The sequence below is a fragment of the Methylorubrum sp. Q1 genome, from assembly GCF_004683995.1.
GTDB lineage: Bacteria > Pseudomonadota > Alphaproteobacteria > Rhizobiales > Beijerinckiaceae > Methylobacterium.
The window spans coordinates 75,233-92,508 of the sequence record NZ_SRHQ01000007.1; the positions used below are offsets into that span (position 1 = coordinate 75,233).

Consider the following 17,276-nt stretch of genomic DNA (forward strand, 5'->3'; position numbering starts at 1 on the left):
CGCGCGGGTCTTCCGTAAAGGACCTGGACGGTCATGCTCGACTTCAACACCCTTCAGGTCGCCAGTATCAGCAGCCGCCTCGCTTTTGTTCTGGTGTTTTTCGTCACCCTGCTGCGGCATCCGCGCGAGATCTATTTCGGGATCTGGGCCGGCGCGCTCTGCTGCTCGCTGACGGCCTCGATCCTGATGCTCGGGGATCCGCCGAGCGTGCCGCTGAATGCCGTCAGGGGAAGCGCCATCTACGTCCTGTACGGGGCAAGCCTCGCCGTGTCCTGGGTCGGCTTGCGCCTCTTCCACGAGCGCACGCCCCTCATCCTGCCGACCGTCGGGCTCGCCCTCTTCAGCGGCCTGTCCTACGGCATTCTGCTCCAGGCCGGTGCACCGATGTCGTGGAGTCTGATTGCGGTGTTCGCCTGCACCGCGCTGAGCACGGCTTTGTGCATCTGGGAAATCCTGAGAACGCCCGCTTCGATGCGCCTGTGGACGCAGTACATCGTCCTGGCGGGTTTCTGCGGATACTTCTGCGTCTTCATCCTGACGATCGGCGTGGTCCATTTCGCGAGCGAGCGCCTCGCTTCGCCCGAGAGCGGGGTCTACTCGCTGGTGTTCGATCTGTGGTGCGGCGTCTTCATCCAAGTCGGCTATCTCGCCATGGTGAGCGAGCGCGCGCACCTGAAGCTCATCCGCCTGGCCGACACCGACTGGCTCACCGGGCTGGCGAACCGGCGCGGATTGTTCACGGCGATGAGCCGGCGGGCCGGCCTGTCTCCTTCCCCGCTGCGATGCGCGATCCTGATGGCCGACATCGACCACTTCAAGGCGATCAACGACACCTACGGCCATGACGGCGGCGACGCGGCCCTGGTCGGCTTCGCCGAGCGATTGCGCGGCGCGATGCGCAAGGACGACCTCGTCGCCCGCTGGGGCGGCGAGGAGTTCCTGGTCGTGCTCGACCAAGCCGACGCCACCGTGGCCGCCGCCGTCGCCGAGCGCCTGCGAAAGTCCGTCGCCGGGCAGCCCTTCACCGTGAACGGAGCGTCCGTGCCCGTGACCGCCAGCATTGGGGTTGCGTTCGTGGCCGTCGGCGAGGAGCGGATCGACGCCGCCTTGTCACGGGCGGACGCGGCCCTCTACGACGCCAAGAGAGCCGGCCGCAATCGCGTGTGCCTCGAACCGCCGCCGCCTCAGCCGGACACCCGCGCCGCCCGAACGGAGCCGCCCTCCGGGCTTCGCGAGGCCATGGAGGTCATCCAGGTCGTCGGCCAGCCGCGATCCGAACTCGCCTGAGCCTCACTCAGGGACCGACCCTCGGACCGCTGCGGACCCAGAGAAAACAGTCCGTGGGCGGGCATGCCGTGAGGCGCGCCGAAACGATTTTCCTCAAGGTCCGAAAACAGAACCCATGCTCGACCGCCCTCCCTCGTCCCTTCCGTCCTCCGGGCGGGACCATCGTCTCGCCTGCGCGCCACGCAGGTGGGGACCCGTTCGGCGCGAAGCGTCGGGAGCGAAGCCGATGCCGGCGCGATCGAGCCTTTTCGCGGCCGTGTTCGGCGCGCTCGGCGGCGGCCTGTTCGGGCTCTCGACCCCTTGTCAAGCCGCCGAGCCAGCGACGATGACGGCCTCTGGAGGCGGGTTGACCGCGGGCAGCTTCCTCGTCCGCGGACGCGTCGTCGGCTCCATCCCGGTCGGTCAGTTCTCCCGGGTCGAGCCGATCGGCGGCCGCGTCATCACCCCGGCACGCGCCCTGCCGGATCTCGACGTGACGTATTTCCTGTCCGATCATTTCGCGTTGGCCGGTCAGGTCGGCGTGGCGTCGACCCGGACCTCGATCCGCGGGTCGCTGATCGGCGACCTGACGATCGGCTCGACCTGGAGCCTTGCCATGACCGGCGCGGTCCAGTTCCACTTCCTGCCGCACGGCACCTTCAACCCCTATATCGGTGCGGGCGCGGGCTACACGCACCCGATCGCCTACGAGCCGGCCAAGCCTCTCATCACCGAGATGAAGGCCGATCCGCAACTGGGGCCGCTTCTTCAGGCCGGCTTCGATTATCACCTCGGCGGCGACTGGTACGCCAACATGGAGATCAAGAAGATCTTCCTGCCGCCGCAGGTCTCCCGGATCGGTTCCGGCACCACAACGGTGAGGCTCGACATGCTGATCGTCGGCGCGGGCATCGGCTACCGCTTCTGATCGGCGGCCGGTCTCGGTCCGGCCCGATCGGCGCATGTCCCGAAAGCGTCGTCCATCGCGAAAGCGGGCGACGATGGCCGGGGCCATGCTGCAAGGCCCGTGTCCCGTCACCGTCCGGGCTCGCGGACACGGGCCTTGAAACATCGGATCGCGTGGGCGTGACGGGAGCGCCGGGAGCCGGCTCCGACCTGATGGCATCAGGCCGGCGTCTCTCGGTCCTTGTTGCGACGCGCATTCTATCGACGAACCGCTGCCCCTTCGTCGGAAGATGCTCTATCCTCTTGTTTTTGCATCATCCTTTTTCCGAAAGCCGGCAACCACCTTTCGGGATGATGCTCTAGCGCCACCCCAGCAGCCAGGATGTGACGGGATCGACGACGTAGGCCGCGACGGAGGCGGCCCAGGCGCCTGCCCGGGCCGTCAGGGGGAGGCCGGTCCGTCTCGCGGCCTCGTCCTCGCGGGCGTGTTCGAGCATGGTGGCGGCCACCAACTGGTCCTCGTGTTCCCGGCACTCGTCGAGGACGTTGCGCTGCGCCCCCGCCCGGCTCTGACCCGGCGGTTGCCGGATAGAGGCCTCGCGGACGCAGTCATGCCAGGCCGCTTCGAGATCTCCGAGGTCGCGCGTGCGCGCCGCCGCAGCGTCGGCGCCGAGGCTGCCGCCGATCACGAACAGGGCAAGGAGAATCCGTGGCGCGTTCATAGCGGCGAGATGCTCCCGAAGCCATCAAGGCCGACTTAACGGGTCCCCGGCCGCCGGCGCCGATGACGGGACGATCGAAGGAACGACTCTGCCTCCCGGCGCTTCCCACCTCCCAACGACACACCGCCGACAGGAAGCCGCATGGCCAAGGACGTGACCACCTACACGCTCAAGCAGGCGCTCGCCGCCAAGGTCGAGGACCACATCGAGATCGCGGTGGAAGCCGAGGACGGAACCAAGTTCAAGATCCGCGCGAGCGCCGATCAACTCGATGCGCTCACCGGCGATCTGGAGACGATCCTTGACGGCGACGACGTCGAGGACGCCGCCTAAACCCGCGCGTACGGCTGGCGAAGGTCCGAGCCCGGCACCAGCCGTCACAGCCCCCCCTGCGATTCATGACCGGTGTCGGCGCCGCGCCTCCGCCGATTCGGGGGGGCGGACGCCGGCACTCCGATGCCGGCCTCCCAGCCGCTGGACGATGGCGGAACGGCACTCGGCCCCCCCCACGGCGTCGAATCCCGACACGCGTTGCACGCCGATACACGCAGCGCACGAATTGTCCGGGCGCGCGAGACGGAATGTCCGAGCCGGTGCGGCACGGCACGTCGCCCACTAAATTCCGGTCATTTCAAAGATTTTTATCACGGCTTCGTCCGATCGCACGGGACGAAAAATCGGTTTGTGAACGTTTTATGACATATCGGAACGCGCGATCATCGTGCGTGGAGGAGACACGGAAGATGCGGATCGTCCCCATCCTCGCCGCCGGCCTCGTGCTCGGCACCATCGGCGCGACGGCGGCCTCCGCCGCTCCCGCCCTGCCGCAGCCGGATGTCATCGCCGGCCACCCGGCCCAGACCGTGGATTGGCATCCCAGCACCCGTCACTGGGATCATCACTTCCACGCGCATCAGGACTCGCTGCGCTATCACCAGCCGACGGAAGCCGAGCACCGGATCCGCCGTATGCGGCGCACGGAGCCGCAACTGCGCGACCCGGCATGGGCTGCCCCCCGATACCGGCTCGGCAATCGCTAGAGCATCGTCCCGAAAAGTGGTTGCCGGCTTTCGGGAAAAAGTTGATGCGAAAGCAAGGGCCTCAAGCATCGTCCTGGTTCCGGTATCCAGGACGATGCTTGAGCAACTGACCTGACGGGGTGATCGCCTGACGCGATCACCCTGTTTTCCTCGGGCCTCAAACGCCGACGGCCGCCGTGGCCTCGACTTTTCGCTCCGCTCGACGTCCGAGCGACCGTTTCGGCCCCTTGGACAGGCTTTCGCGGGGCGCCCTTCGCGCCCTGCCGTATCCGACCCGACGACATCCGGTCGGCGTCTGGCGATGTTTGCTTCGGCGCGCTTTCTGATCGCCGAACCGGGGTCCACCGCGTCGAGGAACGTTCCCGAACCGAGGGCGATCGTGATCGGCCGAGGCGAACTTTCCCGGATCCGCCGGGTTGAGGGACACCCTTTGCCTCGGACAGGACATCTCATGCGGCTCACGACGATCGCGCTGGCTCTGACCGTGAGCCTCCCGGCAGCCGCCATGGCTCAGGCCGGCGCGGATGCACGGCCCTCGCCGCCGAGCCCGAAGGCTTCGGCCACGGGCTCGCAGCCGGTGCCCGGCCCGAGCACGGCCGGCGCCCCGGTCGGCACCCCGAACAAGCCGGCCGTCGTCGGCGGCACACCCGGCGCCGTGATCGGCGGCACGCCCACCAGCGGACCGCCCGGCACCGGCGGCACTGCGGGCGGGCCGGCGTTGAGCGGGCGATAGAGCTTCGCCGCGACCGGCATCGGATGCAACGATGCCCGAACAAGGCGCGCCTCGTACCCGATGGGGCGCGCCAGGGGACAAATGGTCGTTCGCGGGGAGCGTGGCTGCGCCCCACATTTGCGATAAGCTCGGGGCATGAGCCCGACTTCACCCGTTCGCTCCGCCCGCGCGCTTCTCCTCATCGCCTCCTTGGCGGTGCCGTTTCCGGCCCAGGCCCAGGCCCAAGCGGTGCCGCCCGCGCCCGAACCGCCGCCGATCCAGTCGGACGAGGCCCGCCTCCTGCCGGTTCTCGCCCGCCGCGGCATGGTGTCGTCGCAGGACGCACTCGCCACCCGCGTCGGCGTCGAGATCCTGAGGAAGGGCGGCAACGCCGTGGATGCGGCGGTGGCGGTCGGCTTCGCGCTCGCCGTCACCCTGCCGCGGGCGGGCAATCTCGGCGGTGGCGGCTTCATGATGGTGCACCGCGCCGCGGCCAAGGAGGTGGGCGAGGAAACGGGTCGGCAAGTACCGAAGGAAGCCGCTGGGGAAACCATCGCGATCGATTACCGCGAGACCGCCCCAGCCGCGTCCTCCGCCGACATGTTCCTGAACCCGCAAGGGGAGCCCGACCGCGCCGCCTCCACCCGGACCGGCAAGGCGGTGGGCGTGCCCGGCACGGTGCGCGGCCTCGCCGAGGCCCACAGGCGCTACGGTTCGGGCAAGCTCACGCTGGCCGACCTCATCGCCCCTGCAGAAAAGCTCGCCCGTGACGGCATCCCGGTCGAATCGGGGTTGGCCGATTCCCTGCCGCGGGCGTCCGGCCTGCTCGGGCAATGGCCGTCGAGCCGGGCGGTTTTCTTCCAGGGCGACCACGTGCTCCCCCGCGGCGCGACGCTCATCCAGCGCGACCTCGCCGACACTCTGAAGGCGATCGCCGAGCGGGGACCGGATGCCTTCTACGAGGGGCCGATCGCCGACAAGATCGCCGCGGCCGTGCAGGGCGCAGGCGGGATCATGACCACCGCCGACCTCGCCGCCTACCGGCCGGAGATCCGCACGCCCGTGCGCGGCACCTATCGCGGCTACGAGATCGTCTCGATGCCGCCGCCGAGTTCCGGCGGGGTGCATCTCATCGAGATCCTCAACATCCTCGAGGGCTACGATCTCGCCGGCATGGGCGCTGGCAGCGCGGGGGCGCTTCACACGCTCGCCGAGGCGATGAAGCCGGCCTATGCCGACCGCGCCACCTGGCTCGGCGACCCGTCGCGCACGCAGGTTCCGGTCGCAGGGCTCACCGCCAAGCCCTACGCCGCCACCCTGCGCGAAAAGATCGATCCGGAGCGGGCGAAGTCCGCCGCCGAGGTGCGCGCCGGCAACCCGCTGCCCTACGAGTCCGATCAGACCACGCATTTCTCGGTGGTGGACGCGGAGGGGAACGCCGTCTCCAACACCTACACGCTGAACTTCTCCTACGGGATCGGGCTGGTCGCCGAAGGGACGGGCGTGCTGCTCAACAACGAGATGGACGACTTCTCCGCCAAGACCGGGGCGCGCAACGCCTACGGCCTCGTCGGCGGCGAGGCCAACGCCGTGGCGCCGGGTGCTCGCCCGCTCTCCTCGATGACGCCCACCTTCGTGTTCCGGGACGGCAAGCTGTTTCTCGTCACCGGCAGTCCCGGCGGCAGCCGCATCATCACGACCACGCTTCAGGTCATCGTGAACGTGCTCGATTTCCGCATGAACCTCGCCCAGGCCGTCGCCGCGCCGCGCATCCACCACCAGTGGCAGCCCGACGTGCTGATGGCCGAGGAAGGCGTCTCACCCGATACGCTGGCCCTGTTGCGGGCCAAGGGCCACAACGTGAAGGTCGGCGCGACTTCGGGCTCGGCCAATTCGGTGATGGCCGAGGAGGGCCTGCTCGCCGGCGCCTCCGACCCGCGTCAGCGGGGGACGCTGGCCGAGGGGCCTGAGCGATAACGCCCGGACTGCCCTCGAGCAGGGCTCTGTCCTGGGCCCGCGAAAAGGCTCGCCTGTTCGAAATCAGGGCTTTCGCGCGCCAGCCTTTCGATCGCCGCCAGCAATTCGGCGTCGGTGTCGGAGGGGCGCCCGAACAGGCGTGAGACCGCGACCGGCAGGCGCCACGCGGCGATGGCGTCCCGCGGCAGGCCGCTCGCCGCGCGGTAGGCTTCCACGTACCACGCCGCGCTCAGCCGACGCGCCATCCGCACGGCGTGAAGCCGGCTGAACCAGGCCGGGCCGAGCCGCCCGTAGCGAAGCACCAGTTCGGAGCGGGCCACGTCGGCGGCCGGATCGCCCGCGGCGGCCTTCTGCCAGTCGATCAGGCGGAGCCCGGCCGAGGTCGCGATCACGTTGCCGGGATGCACGTCGCCGTGACAGAGGCGGTCGCCCCTCGGCAGGCGGTCGAGGGCGGCGAGTGCCGCCTGTCGCAGGGGCTCCGGCACCCGCGCCCCCTCGATCTGGCCCCGGAGACGGGCATGCTGCGAGGGCAGGCCGGGGGCGGGACAGGCATGGATCGCGTGCTGGATCCGCGCCACCCGGCGCAGCGCCAGGAGCAACCCGACCGGGTTGCAGGCATAGCGCACGGTCATCGGCGAACCATCGAGGCGCGCGAACAGGATGCCGGTGCGCCCGGCCCGTCGGACAATGCCGAGCGCCTTCGGCACCGGCAGGCCGAAACCATGGGCGAGGCGGCTCGCGGCCCACTCGTTCGCAACCGCCTCCGGCTCGAAGGGCTGCCGGTAGAGCTTCACCACCCGGTCCGGCCCTTCGGCGAACACCTCGGAGCTGCGGCCGGCCCCGATGCGATCCGGCACCGCGACGGGAGGGGCATGTCCAGGCAAGGATAGGGCACGGATCGACAGGGCACGGATCATGGCTGCGGCTCCGAGCACGCTCCGAGAAAGGCTCGCTCGCGTGCGAACAAGCCCATCCGTCCCCCTCGCTACCTTGATACAGCCAGGCTATTCGTCGGAAAATCTCATTTGATAATTCGAATACGTGCTCGTTGTCGGCGTTCAAGTTCGCTAATTTAAAGTAACAAAAGTAATTTTCTATAATCAAAATTACAAAACCAAGACGGCACCATAGTGTATGCCGGGAATCTCCGCGGCTTGCCCTGCATCGCGCGCCGATCACGGCACCAGGCGCTGAATCCCCCCGGATGAAAGCCTTTCATCGGATCGGCGGCTGGCCGGAAAAGCGGTGGAGGCGGGTGCTACGCCGCGCGACGGGTTTCCTCGGCCCGGCGGTGGGCAAGCGCAGGCGCACACGGTAAAGGAGCGCCATCCTCACGCGGACCGCCGATGCTCCTCTTCCGCTCGCTCGCCTTCAACCTCTCCTTCTACGTCGCGACGGCCCTGATCGCGATCCTGGGAAGTCCGGCGCTTGCCTCGCGCAAGGCCACGATCCGGGTGGCGCAGTTCTGGGGCCGCACGGTGGTGTTTCTGCTGCGCGTGATCGGCGGGACGCGGGTGGAGTTCCGCGGCCTGGAGAACATCCCCAAGGGCCCGCTGCTGGTCGCCGCCAAGCATCAATCCGCGCTGGAGACGCTGGCGCTCACGATCCCGTTCGATGATTTCGGCTACGTGCTCAAGCGCGAGCTGATGTGGATTCCGGTGGTCGGCTGGTACTTCGCCCGGGGCGGCATGGTGCCGATCGATCGCTCGAAGGGCACTCGGGCGATGGCGGCGATGAACAAGGCGGCGGCGCAGGCCATCCGCGACGGGCGCCAGCTCATCATCTTCCCCGAGGGCACCCGCCGCCCGGCCGGCGCCCCGCCCGCGTACAAGCAGGGCGCCTCCCACCTCTACGCCGCGCTGAACGTGCCCTGCCTGCCGGTGGCGCTGAACACCGGCCTCTATTGGCGCCGTCGCGGCTTTCGCCGGATGCCGGGCACCACGGTGATCGAGTTTCTGCCGGTCATCCCGCCGGGGCTGGCGCGTCCCGCCTTCCTCAAGGAGCTGCAGACCCGCATCGAGACGGCCTCCGACGCGCTGCTGGCGGAGGGCCGGGACGACCTCGCCCGCCACGGCCACCCGATCGCCGTGGCGATGGGCGGTTCGACGCCCGCACCGGATACGTCCGGGACGCTGTGAAGATCAGCCGGCCGCGAAACGGTGGACGGCGGAGGACCCACGCAGGACGATCCGGCGTCCGGCGAAACTCTGGACCAGGGCGAGGTTGCGCACCCGGCGGATGCGGTTCCAGCGTGCGGTGTCGCGCAGGAATTCCAGGGTGAGCTGCTCCGGGCAGCCCTCGGGTCCTGCGGGCCGCACCCGCCCCAAGCTCGACAGCGTCCGCCGCAGCACCCGCGCCGTGCAGCGCCAAGCCGGCATGTCGAGGTAGATCACCGTGTCGGCGCGCGCGAACCGGGGCGCGATCGTGTCGGTATAGTTGCCGTCGATGACCCAGGCGGGGAGGGCGGCGATCCGCTCGACCTCGGCGCGGAAGGCGGCGGGCTCGGCCTCGATCCAGCCGGGGCGCCAATAGGCGCGGTCGAGATGGAACGCCGGCAGGCCGTGCCGGGCGCCGAGTTGCCGGGCCAGGGTCGATTTTCCGCTGCCGGGCGGCCCGAGGACGACTACCCGTCTCACCCTCGCCCGGCCCCGCGCCGGAGCAGGAACACGCCCTGCGCGCCGATCAGGTTCCAGAACCACCACGGCATCGAGAAGCGCATCGGCCGTCCCCGCACGTCGAGGGCGGTCGCCTTCTCGATGCGGGCGCCGACATCCCGGCACAGGCCGACGAAGTCGCGGATCGTGCAGTGGTGGATGTTGGGGGTCTCGTACCACGTCTCCGGCATGATCTCCGTGACCGGCATCCGCCCGCGGAAGGCGAGTTCGGCCCGCACCCGCCAATGGCCGAAATTCGGGAACGAGATGATGACCTGCCGCCCGATCCGCAAAAGGTGCTCCAGCACGATGCGCGGATTGCGGGTCGCCTGAATCGTCTGGGACAGGACCACGACGTCGAACGCGTCGTCGGGGTAGTTGGCGAGATCCGTGTCGGCATCGCCCTGGATCACCGGCAGGCCGCGGGCGAGGCAGGCGTTCACACCCTCGCGCGACAATTCGATGCCGCGGCCATCGACGCCGCGGCGGTCGCGCAGGAGCGCTAGCAGCGAGCCGTCGCCGCAGCCGATGTCGAGGACGCGCGCGCCCGGCGGCACGAGGCCGAGCACGACGATATGATCGACGCGCGCCGTGCCCTCGCCACGGGGCAGCGCCTCGGCGGCTTCCCAGGGAACGCCGGAGGCGGCATCGGTGAAGCTCTCGCTCATCGTCTCACAGTCCAGCTCTCAAAGGCCTCTGGCGCGCGCGGCCGCGTCGATAAAACCCTTCGCGGCGGAGAACATCGTCGGCTCGTCGAGCAGGAAGGCGTCATGGCCCTTGTCGCTCTCCACTTCGACGAAGGCGACGGGAGCGGCGACCGCATTCAGCGCGTGGACGATGGCGCGGGAATCGGCGGTCGGGAACAACCAGTCCGAGGTGAAGGACATCACGCAGAAGCGGGTCTTCGAGCCGCGGAAGGCGTTGCCGAGCACGCCGCCATGGTCCTCGGCGAGGTCGAAATAGTCCATCGCCCGCGTCAGATAGAGGTAGGCGTTGGCATCGAACCGCTCGACGAAGCTGAGCCCCTGGTGGCGCAGATAGCTCTCGATCTGGAAATCGGCGTTGAAGGAGAAAGTCGGCGCCGCCCGGTTCTGCAGGCGGCGGCCGAACTTGCGGTGCAGCGCCGGCTCGGACAGGTAGGTGATGTGCGCGCCCATCCGCGCGACGCCCAGCCCCTTGGACGGCCTCGTGCCGGCCTCGAGATAGCGGCCCTCTTCCCAGGCCGGATCGGCCATGATCGCCTGCCTGCCGACCTCGTGGAAGGCGATGTTCTGGGCCGAGTGCCGCGCGCCGGTGGCGATGGGCATGGCGGCAAACACCCGCTCGGGGAAGAGCGAGGCCCATTGCAGCACCTGCATCCCGCCCATCGAGCCGCCGATACAGAGGAACAGGTCGGGGATGCCGAGCCGGTCGAGCAGCATCGCCTGGGCGCGGACCATGTCGCGGATCGTCACCAAGGGGAAGTCGAGCCCGTAGGGGCGGCCCGTCTCGGGGTTGAGCGAGGCGGGTCCGGTCGAGCCCATGCACGAGCCGATGACGTTCGAGCAGACGACGAAGTAGCGGTTGGTATCGACCGGCTTGCCCGGCCCCACCAACGTCTCCCACCAGCCGGGCTTTCCCGTTACGGGGTGGGGCTGCGCGAAATGCTGGTCGCCGGTGAGCGCGTGGCAGATCAGCACCGCGTTGGAGCGCGCGGCGTTGAGGGTGCCGGCGGTCTGGTAGGCGATCTGGAACGGGCCAAGTCGGGCCCCGGAATCCATCGCGAGTGGTTCGTCGGCGGAAAACAGCATCACCGGGCTGCGCGGGTCGGACGCCAGCGAGGTCTCGTAGACCGCTCGGCGCGCATCGTCCCGCTGGATGATCTCAGCGCCGCGCTCGGCGTTCTGGGTGAGGGTGGAATCCATCGCGTGTCCCGGGTGCCGGCCCTGGAACCGGTCCCAAGCGGCCCGGCACCGACGGTCCCGCCGGTCTTGAGGGCGGGCGGGTGAGACGATGCACCCGCGAGCCTGTCTCGGGGGCCTGTCTTGGCCGGCTGCTCATAGCAGGTAGTGTGCGCATCCCCGAGCGTCAACGCGGCGCGAGGGCGGATCCGGGACAACCGGGCTGAAGAGACGCGTGAGAGTTGCGCCGGTGACGCCGAGGCCGGAACGGCCTGCGGCGGTTCGTCTTCGCGGCGGTCCTACCGGTTCCGTGCTATCGATTGCGCGCGATTGATCATCCCCGTCACGTCGCCGGCATCGGAGGCACCCCGTCTCCCTTCGGAGCCGGCGGACCGCAGTCCATCGGAGTCCTCGCGCATGAACCGCCGCCAGACCTTGCGTGCCGGAGCCTCGCTGCTGGGGCTCCTCGCGGCCTCCCGCCTGACATCCGTGATGACCGGTCCCGCCTCCGCGGCGGGCTTCGAGGTCGAGAAATCCGACGCCGAGTGGCGTGCGCGGCTCTCGCCCGCCGCCTACCGGGTGCTGCGCGAGCACGGCACCGAGCGGGCCTATACGAGCCCGCTCAACGGTGAGAAGCGTCCGGGCCGCTTCGTCTGCGCCGGTTGCGACCTGCCGCTGTTCTCGTCGAAGACCAAGTTCGAGAGCGGCACCGGCTGGCCGAGCTTCTTCGAAACGCTCCCCGGTGCGGTCGGCACGCAGGTCGACGGCGCCTACGGCATGCGGCGCACGGAGGTGCATTGCCGCCGCTGCGGCGGCCATCTCGGCCACGTCTTCGAGGACGGCCCGAAGCCCACCGGCCTGCGCTACTGCATGAACGGCGTGTCCCTGCGCTTCGAGCCCGCCGCCGACGGCCCCGCCTGACACGATGTTCTATCCTCTTGTTTTTGCATCACCCTTTTCCCGAAAGCCGAAGCCCGCCTTTCGGGATGATGCATTGGAAGGATTCAGGATCATGACCCGCGAACGCTTCCGTCCCCGCACATCCAGCCTCGTCGGCGGCCTAGTCGGCCTCGCCCTGCTCGCCGGTGCAGCCCTTCCCCTGGCGCCCGCCGCGGCGGAGGAGGGTGGGCAACGCCTGCCCGAGGCGGCGATGACCGCGAAGGAGGGTTCGGGCCTGCGCACGGCGACCTTCGCGGGCGGCTGCTTCTGGGGCGTGCAGGGCGTGTTCCAGCACGTGAAAGGCGTGAAGAACGCGGTCTCGGGCTATGCCGGCGGCACCCGGGCGAGCGCCCGCTACGACGAGGTCGGCACCGGCCGCACCGCCCATGCGGAAGCGGTGCAGGTCACCTACGATCCGGCTTTGGTCCGCTACGACGAGCTGCTGCAGATCTTCTTCTCGGTGGCGCTCGACCCGACCGAGGTGAACCGGCAGGGCCCCGATACCGGCCCGCAATACCGCTCGGCGCTGTTCCCCGCGGATGCGGAGCAGGCCAAGGTCGCCAAGGCCTACATCGCCCAGCTCGACGGGACGAAGGTGTTCTCGAAGCCCATCGCCACCAAGATCGAGTCCGGCGCCTTCTACCCGGCGGAAGCCTATCACCAGGACTATATGAGCCTGCACCCGACCAACAGCTACATCGCCGTCAACGACGCACCGAAGCTGCGGGATCTGAAGGCCCTGTTTCCCGAGCGGGCGAACGCGCAGCCGGTTCTGGTGGGCCGCCCGCCGGCTTGAGGAGACTTTCTCCCCTCCCCACGAGAGGGGGAGGGGAAAGAGCGATCACTCCTTCTCGGGCGCGATCTGCTCCAGGCCGCCGACATGGCGCTGGGCGTAGAGCGGCAGGCCGATCTGGCCGATCAGGTCGAGCTGGGTCTCGAGGAAGTCGATATGGCCTTCCTCGTCCTCGGCCAGATCCTCGAACAGCCGCTTGGAGACGCGATCATTGATCGAGTCGCAGTATTTGGCGGCTTCGAGATAGAGCGAGCGCGCCTCGTTTTCGGCGGCGAGGTCGCACTCGATGATCTCCTGAACGTTCTGGCCGATCCGCAGGGGATCGAGTTCCTGCAGGTTCGGGAAGCCGTCGAGGAACAGGATCCGGTCGATGAACCGATCCGCGTGGTTCATCTCTTCGATGGATTCTTTGCGCCAGAACTTGGCGAGATCGACGTAACCCCAATCGTTCAGCAGGCGGAAGTGCAGCCAGTACTGGCTGACCGCCGTCAACTCGCTGCGCAAGCCGCGGTTGAGATACTCGATGACCTTAGCGTCGCCCTTCATTCACCTCTCTCCTCGCGAGGCGTCGGGACGAATGATCGTCTCAGGCTGCGACGCCCTCGGGCTCCCTTGTAGTTTGGAATGATCCCAAACTGCAAGACGCTTCACAGGTCGTCGAACAGGCATGTGCACCGCCATGCGCGGCGGTGTGCGCCTGCGCTTCGTCCATGGCGTTGCGCAGGATCGAGCGGATGGTGCGCGCGCAGCGTCCGCATTTCGGACTGCAGCCGAGACAGCCATAGACCTGGGCCGGGGTGCGGGGACAGCCCGGACCCGGCTGCAGGCACGCGCGCACCTGTCCGTCGGAGAGGACGTTGCAAGAGCAGACAATCATGCGGGATCGCAACCTGTCGTGCCTGTCGGGAAGCCCGGCCCGCGTGAGCCGCGCAGCCCGAAGTCTCCGATCATTCCCGCCGCTCAAAGCCACCGGAAACCGGCCGATTTGAGGCAGATGCAGATTAGAATGATTGAAAACTTCAAGCTTTTCAGCACTTTAGCGGCCGATCCGGCCTCTGGCAACTCCTGACGGGCACGATTGAATGCGGCACGAGCCTTCGTCGCGACCGGCCTTTCCGCGCTACGGGATTGTCATCCGCCGGTGCACGCCTAAGCGAACGCCTTCGCCGAAAACGTGAAATTCGCCTGCCGAACTCTGGCGCTGCCGGTCGCGCGGCTCAATGCGCCATCAGCACCGGCACGGTCGCATGCGACAGGATGTGGCTGGTCGGCCCGCCGAAGATCATCTGGCGCAGGCGGCTCTGGGTGTAGGCGCCCTTGATCAGAAGGTCGCAGCCGAACGATTCGGCGGTGTCGAGGTAGAGTTCGCCAGGGGTGCGGCGGCCTGCCGGCAGCGCCTTGTGGGCGGCCTCGATGCCTTCGCAGGCCAGCGAGCGGGCCACGTCCTCCGCGCTCGGTCCCGGCACCATGCCGCCCTCGGCGCTGACCACGAGCACCCGCCGGGCGCGGCGCAGGAAGGGCATGGCGAAGGCGACGGCTCTGGCCGTCTCGGTCGAGCCGTTCCAGGCGATCAGGACCGCCTCCCCGAGGCAGGCCGGCGCGACCGGCGGCGCAAGCAGGATCGGGCGCCCGCTCTCGAACAGGGCGGTCTCGAAGGTGGTCATGCGCGGCGACCCGTCATCGGCGCCGGGGCGCCCGACGACGGTGGCCGAGAACAGCCGCGCATACTGGCCGAGGAAGGCGTCGCCCGGCGGCACGTCGGGCTGCCAGCGGTAGCGCGGACCGGCATTGGCCGCCGCATCCGGGGCGCAGGAGGCGCCGGGCTCGCGCCGGGGCAGACCGGCCGCCTCCATCGCCGCCACGAAGCGCTGGCCCGCATCCTGCGCCTCGGCCTGGTCGGCCTCCTCGTCGCGCAGCCACGTCATGCCGCCGACCATGTCGACCGGCACGTATTCGGCGAGCGCCGGGCGCAGGGCCACGCCCTCGATCAGGCTGCCGAAGCGGCGCGCCACCAGCACCGCCGTGGCGAAGACAGAGGGCAGGGCGTCGTGGAGGGTGACCGGAACGAGCAGGGTCTTCATGGCCGGCCTCCGCAGCGTGCGAGGAACGAGAGGGACGTGACGGCCGGAGGCTAGTGCGAAACGGGGTTCGGGAAAACCGCCCATCACGCTGTCATCCCCGCTGTCATCCGTGCCTCATCTCTCGGGCGTCGCGGCGCTTTTCGAGGCTTCGACGGAGGGTGCGGGGTCGAGCCCGCGGCGGACGAGGCGGTTCAGGGGCCGCTCCACCAGCCGGTGGACGAGGAGCGCGGCCGGCAGGGTCAACGCGACCATCACGACGAGGCTCGGCCAGGGTCCGAGCAGGGGCGCGAGGCCGGTGCGCAGCAGCCCCTCGCGGACCGCCCGCAGCACGAACGGATGGATCAGGTAGAGAGCATAGGAGGCGTCGCCCAGCCGTTCGGCCGCGCCGAGAAACCAGGCGGCGATCCCGCCGCGCACGGCTTCGGGCCGATCCCGGCCGAGGGCCGCCGCCGCCACGAGGAGCGCGGCGGGCAGGCCCCAGGCGAGAAGGCGCAGCGTCGGCTCGGAGAACAGGCTTGCACTGGCGGCGAGCCCGAACAGACCCGCCGCGGCGAGCGCGATCCGAACCGGCGAACCCAGGCGCATCCCCTCGGCCCTAAGGAGAGCGAGCCCGGCGCCGAGTGCGAATTCGAGGACGATCGGATCGGACCAGAAGGCGAGAGGGACCGGCGGCGCGGGCACCGCCTGCCCGGCGAGAACGAGGAGCACCAAGGCGCCGGCGAGCCACGCCACGGCCCCGCGCCGCGAGAAGCCGAGGCCGAGGGCGAAGAGGGCGTAGAAGGCCATCTCGTAGTTCAGGGTCCAGCCCAGGCCGTAGAGCGGCAGCACCGCCCCGTCGGGCCGGGCCATCGGCCAGAACAGGAACGAGGCGAGGGTGCGTGCGACGTCGGGCGCGCCACCCTCGCCGCTAAGCAGAGTCGGCGCTGCGAGACCGAGGGCGAGGTAGAGCCCGGTCACCAGCCAGTAGAGCGGGACGAGGCGAGCGATGCGGTGCGCGGCAAAGCGGCTCCGTGCTCCGGGGCGTCCGTAGAGCGGTGCCGCCGCGTGGACGATGATGAAGCCGGAGGTGACGAAGAAGATATCGACGCCCGCCGGCCAGGGCAGCCCGTGACGCGCGACGAAGTCCGTTCCCGTCCGCCCAGCCAGGGCCGCAGCCTCGTTCTGCGCGTGGTGAACGACCACCATCAGCGCGGCCAGGGCCCGTAGCCCCTGCACGAGGACCAGTTTTCCCCGGATGGGGTCGGGACGAAAAAGCTTATTCAAATTTCGGGAACCAGTGTGGAAGGTCGTCGTTGTCGCGTCGAAGAGATCTTCACGGCCTCGATCGGTTGATCCGGTTTCTGAGGTCAGTTCGTATGTCGAAAATCCGATATTTGAGGTTTGGTATGCTGAAGAAATACGTTGCTGCGTCCGCTCTGGTCGTCGCCATGGCGACCCCCGCCTTCGCCCAGGTCGGGGGCGATTTCCGTCTGGATGCCATGCAGGCAAATGCCTTCGAGATCCAGTCCGCCCAGATCGCACTTCAGAAGAGCCGCAATCCTTCTGTGCGGGCCTATGCCCGCGAGGCGCTGCGTGACCATCAGGCCGCGAACGTCGCCTTGGCCGGCGGCGAGCGCAACTACATGGCCGCCCGTCAGGCCGGCCCCGGCGGTCTCGTCGGCGGCCTGGTCGAGGCTCCGCTCGCCATCGCCGGCGGCGCGGTCGGTGCGGCCACCGGTGTCGCGACCGGCGTGGTCGGCGGTACCCTGCAGGGCGGCCCGATCGGCGCGCTCGAGGGGGCCGGCACCGGCCTGAGCCGCGGCGCGGCCGCCGGGGCGCAGGCCTTCGACGTCGACACCACCGCGGGCACCACCGTGGTGCCGCCGAACCCGCAGCAGCAGCAGATGCTGGCCGAGCTGAACGCCACCCCGCCCGGCGCCCGCTTCGACCGCCTCTACGGCCAGCAGCAGGTGATGGCGCATCAGATGTCGATCAGCATGGCGCAGTCCTACGCCCAGTCCGGCCCGAACCCGGCTCTGCGCAACTACGCTCAGCAGGCCCTGCCTGTGCTCCAGCAGCACTACGCCCACGCCCAGCGCCTTCCCGGCGCCCGCTAAGAGGGCCTCGCCAAACGCCCGATCTCTGACTGTTCTTCCTCTGACGAGGACGGCGCAGCGGGAGTTTCGGGAGGACACCAAGGCGGCCCATCGCGCGCCAAGCCGATACGCACCGGCCTGATACGAACATTGCGAAGCGGCGGACCTTCGGGTCCGCCGCTTCTTTTCGTTTGTCGGATCGGGCATCTGCCCCTTCAGGCGATCGCCCCG

The 17,276-nt window shown here is 69.1% G+C and carries 19 protein-coding genes; 9 read left to right on the plus strand and 10 right to left on the minus strand.

Features of this window, described 5'->3' with window-relative positions; genetic code table 11:
* Window positions 1-33: 33 nt before the first annotated feature.
* Together E4V01_RS08775 and E4V01_RS08780 are read left to right on the plus strand one after the other, a co-directional pair.
* Window positions 34-1,287: a GGDEF domain-containing protein gene (locus E4V01_RS08775; RefSeq protein ID WP_060769384.1), complete on the plus strand. Its 1,254-nt coding sequence runs from the start codon at window positions 34-36 to the stop codon at window positions 1,285-1,287.
* A 226-nt stretch (window positions 1,288-1,513) separates the two neighbouring features.
* On the plus strand, window positions 1,514-2,194 hold the full coding sequence (locus E4V01_RS08780; protein WP_060769385.1) for an OmpW family protein: 681 nt from the start codon (window positions 1,514-1,516) through the stop codon (window positions 2,192-2,194).
* A 337-nt stretch (window positions 2,195-2,531) separates the two neighbouring features.
* On the opposite strand, the gene E4V01_RS08785 is transcribed toward E4V01_RS08780, so the two are convergent.
* Window positions 2,532-2,894, minus strand: a complete 363-nt coding sequence (locus tag E4V01_RS08785) for a hypothetical protein (protein ID WP_060769386.1) — start codon at window positions 2,892-2,894, stop codon at window positions 2,532-2,534.
* 141 nt (window positions 2,895-3,035) lie between these two features.
* Between E4V01_RS08785 and E4V01_RS08790 the strand changes: the two genes are divergently transcribed.
* Window positions 3,036-3,227 (plus strand): hypothetical protein, encoded by a 192-nt coding sequence (locus E4V01_RS08790; RefSeq protein WP_060769387.1) that lies wholly within the window; start codon window positions 3,036-3,038, stop codon window positions 3,225-3,227.
* A 410-nt stretch (window positions 3,228-3,637) separates the two neighbouring features.
* Entirely contained in the window at window positions 3,638-3,934 is a 297-nt protein-coding gene (locus E4V01_RS08795) for a hypothetical protein (protein ID WP_135298100.1), read from the plus strand.
* Window positions 3,935-4,444: 510 nt separating this feature from the next.
* On the opposite strand, the gene E4V01_RS25645 is transcribed toward E4V01_RS08795, so the two are convergent.
* Window positions 4,445-4,687 carry a hypothetical protein gene (locus E4V01_RS25645; RefSeq protein WP_060769389.1) on the minus strand — a complete coding sequence of 81 codons (243 nt, stop codon included), beginning with the start codon at window positions 4,685-4,687 and terminating at the stop codon, window positions 4,445-4,447.
* A gap of 115 nt (window positions 4,688-4,802) precedes the next feature.
* On the opposite strand from E4V01_RS25645, the gene ggt reads away from it, so the two are divergent.
* Window positions 4,803-6,623, plus strand: a complete 1,821-nt coding sequence (gene ggt / locus E4V01_RS08805; RefSeq protein ID WP_135298101.1) for a gamma-glutamyltransferase — start codon at window positions 4,803-4,805, stop codon at window positions 6,621-6,623.
* On the opposite strand, the gene E4V01_RS08810 is transcribed toward ggt, so the two are convergent.
* Complete coding sequence (locus E4V01_RS08810; RefSeq protein WP_135298102.1) at window positions 6,587-7,540, minus strand: phosphotransferase family protein; 954 nt, start codon at window positions 7,538-7,540, stop codon at window positions 6,587-6,589. The two genes, ggt and E4V01_RS08810, sit on opposite strands and share 37 nt — an antisense overlap.
* A 429-nt stretch (window positions 7,541-7,969) precedes the next feature.
* On the opposite strand from E4V01_RS08810, the gene E4V01_RS08815 reads away from it, so the two are divergent.
* Window positions 7,970-8,761, plus strand: coding sequence for a 1-acyl-sn-glycerol-3-phosphate acyltransferase (locus E4V01_RS08815; RefSeq protein ID WP_135298103.1), 792 nt, complete (start codon window positions 7,970-7,972; stop codon window positions 8,759-8,761).
* Between the two features lie 3 nt (window positions 8,762-8,764).
* Here the strand turns inward: E4V01_RS08815 and E4V01_RS08820 are convergent, their stop codons facing one another.
* Genes E4V01_RS08820 through E4V01_RS08830 form a run of 3 tightly spaced genes read right to left on the minus strand, consistent with a single transcriptional unit; the run spans window position 8,765 to window position 11,181 of the window.
* Entirely contained in the window at window positions 8,765-9,259 is a 495-nt protein-coding gene (locus E4V01_RS08820) for a hypothetical protein (protein WP_135298104.1), read from the minus strand.
* On the minus strand, window positions 9,256-9,945 hold the full coding sequence (gene metW / locus E4V01_RS08825; protein ID WP_060769394.1) for a methionine biosynthesis protein MetW: 690 nt from the start codon (window positions 9,943-9,945) through the stop codon (window positions 9,256-9,258). The genes E4V01_RS08820 and metW overlap by 4 nt, the downstream gene beginning before the upstream one ends.
* Before the next feature lie 18 nt (window positions 9,946-9,963).
* Window positions 9,964-11,181 carry a homoserine O-acetyltransferase gene (locus E4V01_RS08830; protein WP_135298105.1) on the minus strand — a complete coding sequence of 406 codons (1,218 nt, stop codon included), beginning with the start codon at window positions 11,179-11,181 and terminating at the stop codon, window positions 9,964-9,966.
* Window positions 11,182-11,574: 393 nt separating this feature from the next.
* Here E4V01_RS08830 and msrB point away from each other — a divergent pair, with 393 nt between their 5' ends.
* Both msrB and msrA read left to right on the plus strand, forming a co-directional pair.
* Window positions 11,575-12,078 carry a peptide-methionine (R)-S-oxide reductase MsrB gene (msrB, locus tag E4V01_RS08835; RefSeq protein WP_060769396.1) on the plus strand — a complete coding sequence of 168 codons (504 nt, stop codon included), beginning with the start codon at window positions 11,575-11,577 and terminating at the stop codon, window positions 12,076-12,078.
* A gap of 91 nt (window positions 12,079-12,169) precedes the next feature.
* Window positions 12,170-12,892, plus strand: coding sequence for a peptide-methionine (S)-S-oxide reductase MsrA (gene msrA, locus E4V01_RS08840; protein WP_135298106.1), 723 nt, complete (start codon window positions 12,170-12,172; stop codon window positions 12,890-12,892).
* A gap of 45 nt (window positions 12,893-12,937) precedes the next feature.
* Here msrA and bfr read toward each other — a convergent pair whose 3' ends face one another.
* From bfr to E4V01_RS08860, 4 genes are all read right to left on the minus strand, one after another.
* The gene (gene bfr, locus E4V01_RS08845) at window positions 12,938-13,435 is read right to left on the minus strand and encodes a bacterioferritin (RefSeq protein ID WP_003604433.1); all 498 of its coding nucleotides are present in this window, start codon (window positions 13,433-13,435) and stop codon (window positions 12,938-12,940) included.
* Window positions 13,436-13,475: 40 nt separating this feature from the next.
* On the minus strand, window positions 13,476-13,766 hold the full coding sequence (locus E4V01_RS26145; protein ID WP_083530813.1) for a bacterioferritin-associated ferredoxin: 291 nt from the start codon (window positions 13,764-13,766) through the stop codon (window positions 13,476-13,478).
* 340 nt (window positions 13,767-14,106) lie between these two features.
* Window positions 14,107-14,970, minus strand: a complete 864-nt coding sequence (locus tag E4V01_RS08855; RefSeq protein ID WP_135298107.1) for a universal stress protein — start codon at window positions 14,968-14,970, stop codon at window positions 14,107-14,109.
* 114 nt (window positions 14,971-15,084) lie between these two features.
* Complete coding sequence (locus E4V01_RS08860; RefSeq protein ID WP_135298108.1) at window positions 15,085-16,185, minus strand: acyltransferase; 1,101 nt, start codon at window positions 16,183-16,185, stop codon at window positions 15,085-15,087.
* A 170-nt stretch (window positions 16,186-16,355) separates the two neighbouring features.
* Between E4V01_RS08860 and E4V01_RS08865 the strand changes: the two genes are divergently transcribed.
* A complete protein-coding gene (locus E4V01_RS08865; RefSeq protein WP_060769400.1) occupies window positions 16,356-17,066 on the plus strand; it encodes a DUF4142 domain-containing protein in 711 nt (236 codons plus the stop codon).
* Window positions 17,067-17,276 lie beyond the last annotated feature (210 nt).

What these genes read in the sequence shown, in the direction of transcription:
- msrB (WP_060769396.1), top strand. Translation starts at nt 11,575, where the DNA reads ATGAACCGCCGCCAGACCTTGCGTGCCGGAGCCTCGCTGCTGGGGCTC.
- E4V01_RS08795 (WP_135298100.1), top strand. Translation starts at nt 3,638, where the DNA reads ATGCGGATCGTCCCCATCCTCGCCGCCGGCCTCGTGCTCGGCACCATC.
- msrA (WP_135298106.1), top strand. Translation starts at nt 12,170, where the DNA reads ATGACCCGCGAACGCTTCCGTCCCCGCACATCCAGCCTCGTCGGCGGC.
- E4V01_RS08865 (WP_060769400.1), top strand. Translation starts at nt 16,356, where the DNA reads ATGCTGAAGAAATACGTTGCTGCGTCCGCTCTGGTCGTCGCCATGGCG.
- E4V01_RS08790 (WP_060769387.1), top strand. Translation starts at nt 3,036, where the DNA reads ATGGCCAAGGACGTGACCACCTACACGCTCAAGCAGGCGCTCGCCGCC.
- E4V01_RS08780 (WP_060769385.1), top strand. Translation starts at nt 1,514, where the DNA reads ATGCCGGCGCGATCGAGCCTTTTCGCGGCCGTGTTCGGCGCGCTCGGC.
- E4V01_RS25645 (WP_060769389.1), bottom strand. Translation starts at nt 4,687, where the DNA reads ATGCCGGTCGCGGCGAAGCTCTATCGCCCGCTCAACGCCGGCCCGCCC.
- metW (WP_060769394.1), bottom strand. Translation starts at nt 9,945, where the DNA reads ATGAGCGAGAGCTTCACCGATGCCGCCTCCGGCGTTCCCTGGGAAGCC.
- ggt (WP_135298101.1), top strand. Translation starts at nt 4,803, where the DNA reads ATGAGCCCGACTTCACCCGTTCGCTCCGCCCGCGCGCTTCTCCTCATC.
- E4V01_RS08785 (WP_060769386.1), bottom strand. Translation starts at nt 2,894, where the DNA reads ATGAACGCGCCACGGATTCTCCTTGCCCTGTTCGTGATCGGCGGCAGC.
- E4V01_RS08855 (WP_135298107.1), bottom strand. Translation starts at nt 14,970, where the DNA reads ATGAAGACCCTGCTCGTTCCGGTCACCCTCCACGACGCCCTGCCCTCT.
- E4V01_RS26145 (WP_083530813.1), bottom strand. Translation starts at nt 13,766, where the DNA reads ATGATTGTCTGCTCTTGCAACGTCCTCTCCGACGGACAGGTGCGCGCG.
- E4V01_RS08815 (WP_135298103.1), top strand. Translation starts at nt 7,970, where the DNA reads ATGCTCCTCTTCCGCTCGCTCGCCTTCAACCTCTCCTTCTACGTCGCG.
- E4V01_RS08810 (WP_135298102.1), bottom strand. Translation starts at nt 7,540, where the DNA reads ATGATCCGTGCCCTGTCGATCCGTGCCCTATCCTTGCCTGGACATGCC.
- E4V01_RS08830 (WP_135298105.1), bottom strand. Translation starts at nt 11,181, where the DNA reads ATGGATTCCACCCTCACCCAGAACGCCGAGCGCGGCGCTGAGATCATC.
- E4V01_RS08775 (WP_060769384.1), top strand. Translation starts at nt 34, where the DNA reads ATGCTCGACTTCAACACCCTTCAGGTCGCCAGTATCAGCAGCCGCCTC.
- bfr (WP_003604433.1), bottom strand. Translation starts at nt 13,435, where the DNA reads ATGAAGGGCGACGCTAAGGTCATCGAGTATCTCAACCGCGGCTTGCGC.